Here is a 7,083-nt window from a genome sequence, read left to right on the forward strand (position 1 = left end):
AGCCCGGTGTTACTTCATCCATGTCACGTAAATCTACTGCTTTCTTATCAGAGTCTAATACTTCAATGTCTAGACCTAATGATTGCAACTCTTTAACTAATACACGGAATGATTCAGGTACACCTGGTTTTGGAATTGGTTCACCTTTAACGATAGCTTCGTATGTTTGTACACGTCCTACAACGTCATCTGACTTGTAAGTCAAGATTTCTTGTAATGTGTATGCCGCACCGTATGCTTCTAGTGCCCAAACCTCCATCTCACCGAAACGTTGTCCACCAAATTGTGCTTTACCACCCAATGGTTGTTGTGTAACAAGTGAGTAAGGACCTGTTGAACGCGCATGTAATTTGTCGTCGACCATGTGAGACAGTTTCAAGTAGTACATTACCCCTACAGAAACACGGTTGTCGAATGGTTCACCTGTACGACCATCGTAAAGAACAGTTTTAGCATCGCTTGCCATACCTGCTTCTTTGATTGTTTCCCATACGTCTTCTTCGTTGGCACCGTCAAATACTGGTGTTGCAATGTGGATGCCCATTTCGCGTGCAGCCATACCTAAATGCAACTCTAATACTTGCCCGATGTTCATACGAGAAGGTACCCCTAGAGGGTTCAACATGATATCAACTGGTGTTCCGTCCGGCATGTAAGGCATGTCTTCTTGAGGTAAGATACGAGACACAACCCCTTTGTTACCATGACGTCCGGCCATCTTATCCCCAACTTGGATCTTACGTTTTTGGATAATGTAAACACGAACTAACATAGAAACACCTGGTGATAATTCGTCGCCGTTTTCACGGTAGAATACTTTCACGTCGTTAACGATACCGCCACCACCATGTGGTACGCGTAATGATGTATCCCGAACTTCACGTGCTTTTTCACCGAAGATAGCGTGTAATAAGTGCTCTTCTGCTGATAATTCAGTTACCCCTTTAGGCGTTACTTTACCAACTAAGATGTCACCATCTTTCACTTCAGCACCAATACGGATGATTCCGCGTTCGTCAAGGTTACGTAATGAATCTTCACCAACGTTAGGAATTTCACGCGTGATTTCTTCAGGTCCTAATTTAGTGTCACGCGCTTCAGATTCTAATTCATCAATATGAATAGAAGTGTAGACATCGTCTTTCACTAAACGTTCAGACATGATAACCGCATCCTCGTAGTTATAACCATCCCAAGTCATGAAGGCGATTAGAGGGTTTTGACCTAAAGCCATTTCCCCTTTTTCCATTGAAGGTCCGTTAGCTAGGATTTCGCCAGCTGTAACAGATTCGCCAATAGTCACGTTAGGTGTTTGGTTGTAAGAAGCTGAGGCATTTGAACGGTGGTATTTGATTAATGGGTACTTGTCTAAAGCACCATCTTCACGGCGTACACGGATTTCACGTGCATCAACGTATTCAACAACACCATCAAATTGGGCAACGACTGCTGCACCGGAGTCAGCTGCAGCTTTATGTTCCATACCAGTACCAACTAGTGGTGCATGTGGTTGTAACAATGGCACAGCTTGACGTTGCATGTTAGCACCCATCAAGGCACGGTTAGAGTCATCGTTTTCTAAGAAAGGAATTGACGCTGTTGCAACAGATACTACCTGTTTAGGTGAAACGTCCATGTAGTCAACACGTTCAGGTTTCACTTCGATATTTTCTTCAACGTAACGAGCCATAACAATTTCTTCTGCGAATGAACCGTCTTCGTTCAAGATAGAGTTACCTTGGGCGATAACGAAATTATCTTCTTCGTCAGCTGTTAGGTAGTCGATACGGTCTGTTACTTTATGTGTGTTCCAGTCAACACGGCGGTATGGTGTTTCAATGAAACCAAATTCATTGATTTTCGCATATGACGCCAAGTTGTTGATCAAACCAATGTTTGGTCCCTCAGGTGTTTCGATTGGACACATACGACCGTAGTGAGAGTAGTGAACGTCACGAACTTCATATCCAGCACGGTCACGAGTCAAACCACCAGGTCCTAAGGCAGATAGACGACGTTTGTGCGTCAACTCACCTAATGGGTTGGTTTGGTCCATGAATTGAGACAATTGAGAAGAACCGAAGAACTCTTTGATTGACGCAACTACTGGACGGATGTTGATTAATTGTTGTGGCGTTACTTTTTCAATGTCTTGGATAGACATACGTTCACGTACAACACGTTCCATACGAGATAACCCGATACGGAATTGGTTTTGTAATAATTCACCAACTGAACGAATACGACGGTTACCTAAATGGTCGATGTCGTCTGTTTTACCAATACCTTCATATAAACCTAAGAAGTAGTTTAACGAAGCTAACACGTCAGCAATTGTTAAGGCACGAGCTTCTCTACCTGGGCTCGCGTTACCAATAACGTTGATTACTCGGTCAGCGTCTTTAGGCGCTTGGATTTTAATGATTTGAACATCAACAGGTTCTGTTAAGACAGCATCATCATTTGGATATAATGTTGTCACGTTTAAACCATTGTCAAAATATGGCTCTAATTTATCCATGATTTCACGGTTTAGTTCAGTACCTTTATCCGCTAAGATTTCACCAGTTTCTGGATCAACCAAAGTTTCAGCCAAGATTTGGTTGAATAAGCGGTTTTTAATATCTAACTTTTTGTTTACTTTGTAACGACCAACAGCTGCTAAGTCATAGCGACGTGGGTCAAAGAAACGAGCAGTTAGTAAGTTACGAGATGAGTCTGCAGTTTTTGGTTCACCTGGACGTAGACGTTCGTAAATTTCTTTTAAGGCTTCTTCTGTACGAGAATCAGATAAGTCTTTGTGGACATCTTTTTCTAAAGTTAATTCTAATGTTTCGCTTTCTCCGAAGATTTCACGAATTTGGTCATCAGAAGAGAAACCTAATGCACGCATCAATACTGACATTGGCACTTTACGTGTACGGTCAATACGTACGTAAGAGATGTTTTTCGCATCTGTTTCCATTTCTAACCATGCACCACGGTTAGGGATTACAGTGGTACCAAATGATTGGCGACCATTTTTATCTAATTTGTCGTGGAAGTAGACACCTGGAGAACGCACTAATTGAGAAACGATTACACGTTCCGCACCATTGATGATAAACGTACCACCATCAGTCATTAGTGGGAAATCACCGAAGAATACTTCTTGATCCTTGATTTCACCAGTTTCTTTATTCATTAAGCGCAATTTTACATAAATTGGCGCTGAGTAGTTTGTGTCGTGTGCACGTGCTTCTGCTAAGTTGTATTTAGCTTCTTTAAATGAATAATCAACAAATTCTAAGGCTAATTTACCAGCATGATCTTCAATAGGAGAAATGTCTTCAAACATTTCTTTCATCCCTTGATCCAAGAACCATTTGTATGAGTCCGTTTGGATTTCAATCAAGTTTGGCAATTCTAGCACTTCATTAATACGTGAGTAACTGCGGCGAACGCGATGTTTACCGAAATTGACATTATGCCCAGTCATTAAAAGCCACCTCTCCGAAATTTAAACTGTTAGAATTTAATGAGAATTTGATAAGAAATTACTCATTAAGGCCTTTTTACCCTAAAAATGGGCAAAAAAATAACAAAAGATGATTTGACTTTCCTGTCATTACCTTTTGTTTTCGCCTAGAAACGCGTCCGGACAATATTTCGGCACGTCCCAATCCAATTAATAATATACAGAACTAATAATACACCATTTCCACTTCCGTGTCAACGATTAATGCTGTTTGAAAAATTAAACAGATCAAATTACCCAGAGATTCAAACGCAAACTAATTCTTAAAATTTTACTTAGTGGGTAAAGTGTATTTCTTCGCGTCCTAATAGACATTTACGACCAGAAAAACGAAAAATTGTTATATATGACAATTCTCCCATTTTTTCACAAAGAGGTGTATAATTAATTGGGTAAATAAATTCTATTTACGATAAACAATGACCTTTGGAGGTAATACGAATGAAATACGTTGTAGTAGGAACTTCACATGCAGGTTTCGAAGCTGTGCAAACACTATTGAAAAAAGACTCAGATGCAGAAATTGTTGTATTTGAAGCTGGATCAACCGCTTCTTTCCTATCATGTGGTATTCAGTCCTATCTAGAAGATATTGCAAAATCTTTGGATGAATTACACTACGCAAATGAAGCATCTTATAAAGAACAAGGTGTTGACATCCGCATGAACACAAGTGTGATTGCCATCAACCCAGACACAAAAGAAATTACAACACGTACAACTGACGGTGTAGAAGCTACGGAAAGCTATGACAAACTATTGCTTTCTCCAGGTGGCGTGCCAGGAACTATTCCTAATGTAGATGACCAACATGAAAACATCTTCTACTTACGCGGTAGAAACTGGGCAGATAAAGTGAAAAACCGTATGGCTTCAGCTAAAAAAGCGGTCATTGTTGGTGCCGGATATATCGGTATCGAAGTAGCAGTTGCTTATGCACAAGCTGGTATTGATGTTACAGTTGTTGACTTCGTGGACTCAATCTTACCAACTTATCTTGACAGTGAATTCACTAGTCTTCTTACAAAACATATGGAAGATAAAGGTATGAAGATTAAAACTGGCGAAGGTGTGAAAGAATTTAAAGTCAACGAAAACAACGAAGTAACTGCTGTAGTCACTGACAAAGGCACTTACGAAGCTGATACAGTTGTTATCAGTGTTGGTGTTCGTCCAAACACACAATGGTTGAAAGACACTTTAACCCTTGATGGTCGTGGCTTTGTTGAAGTCAACGAACACATGGAAACTTCAGTTAAAGATGTTTACGCTGCCGGTGATGCAACTGCCATTCCTTTTGCACCAACAAACGATAAAGCTTATATTGCTTTAGCAACTAACGCTCGTCGCCAAGGTGTCATCATGGCTCGTCACGCAAGTGGTGATGCAGACGCTAAAATTGGTCGCGTAAACGGTACATCAGGTCTTGCTGTATTTGACTACAAATTCGCAACTACTGGTATCAAAGATGCTAACGCAAACTCTTACCAAGGAAATGTAAAATCTGTTTACAAAGAAGACTTAATCCGTCCTTCATTTATGCATGACGAAGAAAAAGTCTTAATGAAACTTCACTATGATGCCGATAACGGTCGTATCTTAGGAGCACAATTAATGTCAACTTATGACATTCTTCAAGCTATTAATGCTGTTTCTGTTGCGATTGAAGCTGAATGGACTGTAGACCAATTAGCACAAGCTGATTTCTTCTTCCAACCAGAATTCAACCGTCCTTGGAACTTCTTAAATGTCTTAGCGCAAGAAGCACAAGGTCAACCTTACGGCGCAGACACAATGATTTTCTAAGCCAAACGAAAATCACTTTTTCACCATAGATATACAATATCTTTTATAACAAAGAAAAGACAGGCAGGTAGATTCCATTAGTCTACCTGCCTGTTTTCTATATTATCTTATCGAAGTTAAAAGAACATACCTACTATTGCCGCTACAAGCAATGATGACAATGTCGCACCAAGCAGTAGTTTACCCAGGTAACCACCAACAATTTCAGCTTTTTCTTCGCTTATAGCCTTAATACCGCCAGTAACAATACCTAACGTACCTAAGTTAGCAAAGCTCATACAATATACTGAAATCATCGCCAAAGATTTTTCTGAGATAGCACCAGTTAAATTACCTACCTCAGCTAAGGCCACAAACTCATTGGTAAATAATTTTTGTGCCATAATAGAACCAACTTCTACAATATCCACACTTGGTACACCGATAGCAAATGCAACTGGTGAGAAAATGTACCCAACAACTTCCGTAAATGTAACACCTACTAAAGCATCTAGTCCATTATTCAAGAATGTGATAATCGCAACAAACCCCACCAAAGTAGCTGCTACAGCGACTGCTAATCCCCAACCATTAGAAATATAATCACTAATTACAGAAATAAAGTTAGGCTTCACTTCATTTTCTTCCTCAACCTCTGAAATACTCTCAATCTCAGTAGGTTTATTTGCATTCATTTTTTCTTCCATATATTTATTCTCTGTCGCCGTGTCGTACGGATTAATAAAACTAGAAATAATAAATGTTGCAAAAATATTAAGAAATACTGCGACTACAACATATTCACCAGGGATCATCTCCATATATGCAGCCAGAGTAGATGCTGCAACTGTTGAGGTAGAGGTCATTAGAAATGTAAACAACCTCTTCCCACTCATTGCTAGAATCTGGTCTTTAATGGTCATATATGCAGTCGGTTGCCCAATCATTGTAGTCATAATAGAATACTGGCTTTCTAACTCACCAACACCAGTGATTTTATTAATTGCCCAACCTACCCATTTCATAATAAAAGGTAAGATTTTTAAATAATCTAAAATACCAATTAAAGCAGAGAAGAATACAATCGGTAATAATACATTAAAGAAGAATACGCTAGCACCTTCTTCAAACATAATGCCACCAAAAACGAAATTAATGCCTCCTTGGGCTTGTACATTCAACCATGCAAAAGCATTTGAAATTCCTTGTAATAAAGAAATACCAAATGTTGTACGTAAAGATACGAATGCTACAATAAACATCAAAACAAACATTACGCCAATATTTACTAAGCGATTTTTGATTTCTTTTCTATCCCAAGATGCAAAATAAGCAATTGCCAAAATCAATATAACACCAATGATGTTTCTGATAATTCCCATAATTATTCACCCTCAATAATCTCTATCATTAACCTTCTTACAACTTCTTCATTTAAGGGTAACGGCGTATTTGATGCAAAACGTTCTTTAACAACTTCTGACGAAAGATTAACAAACACGTCTTTATCAATATTGAATTTAGAAATTGGCTGCATTCCTAAAGTTACATCTCTGAAATGAATATAAGCTTTCGACACTAAATTCCCAATTTGATCAGCATCTTCATCACCATTAAATGTTAGCCCCAAAATTTGTCCAATTTCTTTCACTTTCCGAGTTTGGACACCCGAAACATATTTTAATGCCGCAGGCAATGCATAAGCACACATCATACCATGAGGTACATGGAATTCTGCGCCGGTAATATGTGCAATTGAATGCCCAATGTGGGTCCCCCCA

At 39.2% G+C, this 7,083-nt stretch carries 3 protein-coding genes and 1 pseudogene; 1 reads left to right on the forward strand and 3 read right to left on the reverse strand.

Annotation, left to right across the window (positions count from 1 at the left end; translation table 11 throughout):
• Positions 1 to 13: 13 nt before the first annotated feature.
• A pseudogene (gene rpoB / locus ACFW0C_RS03330) lies at positions 14 to 3,478 on the reverse strand (DNA-directed RNA polymerase subunit beta); the annotation flags it as partial.
• A gap of 480 nt (positions 3,479 to 3,958) precedes the next feature.
• On the opposite strand from rpoB, the gene ACFW0C_RS03335 reads away from it, so the two are divergent.
• Positions 3,959 to 5,323 (forward strand): FAD-dependent oxidoreductase, encoded by a 1,365-nt coding sequence (locus ACFW0C_RS03335; protein WP_338191844.1) that lies wholly within the window; start codon positions 3,959 to 3,961, stop codon positions 5,321 to 5,323.
• 116 nt (positions 5,324 to 5,439) lie between these two features.
• Here the strand turns inward: ACFW0C_RS03335 and ACFW0C_RS03340 are convergent, their stop codons facing one another.
• Both ACFW0C_RS03340 and ACFW0C_RS03345 read right to left on the reverse strand, forming a co-directional pair.
• The gene (locus ACFW0C_RS03340; RefSeq protein ID WP_338191845.1) at positions 5,440 to 6,684 is read right to left on the reverse strand and encodes a nucleoside transporter C-terminal domain-containing protein; all 1,245 of its coding nucleotides are present in this window, start codon (positions 6,682 to 6,684) and stop codon (positions 5,440 to 5,442) included.
• Positions 6,685 to 6,686: 2 nt separating this feature from the next.
• A partial coding sequence (locus ACFW0C_RS03345; RefSeq protein ID WP_378105369.1) for an iron-containing alcohol dehydrogenase occupies positions 6,687 to 7,083 on the reverse strand: 397 nt, incomplete at its 5' end.

This window comes from Aerococcus sp. NPDC058936 (genome assembly GCF_042741995.1).
GTDB lineage: Bacteria > Bacillota > Bacilli > Lactobacillales > Aerococcaceae > Aerococcus.

Bases quoted from the DNA above. Each gene is read 5' to 3' on its own strand.
- ACFW0C_RS03335 (WP_338191844.1), top strand. From the start codon at position 3,959: ATGAAATACGTTGTAGTAGGAACTTCACATGCAGGTTTCGAAGCTGTG.
- ACFW0C_RS03340 (WP_338191845.1), bottom strand. From the start codon at position 6,684: ATGGGAATTATCAGAAACATCATTGGTGTTATATTGATTTTGGCAATT.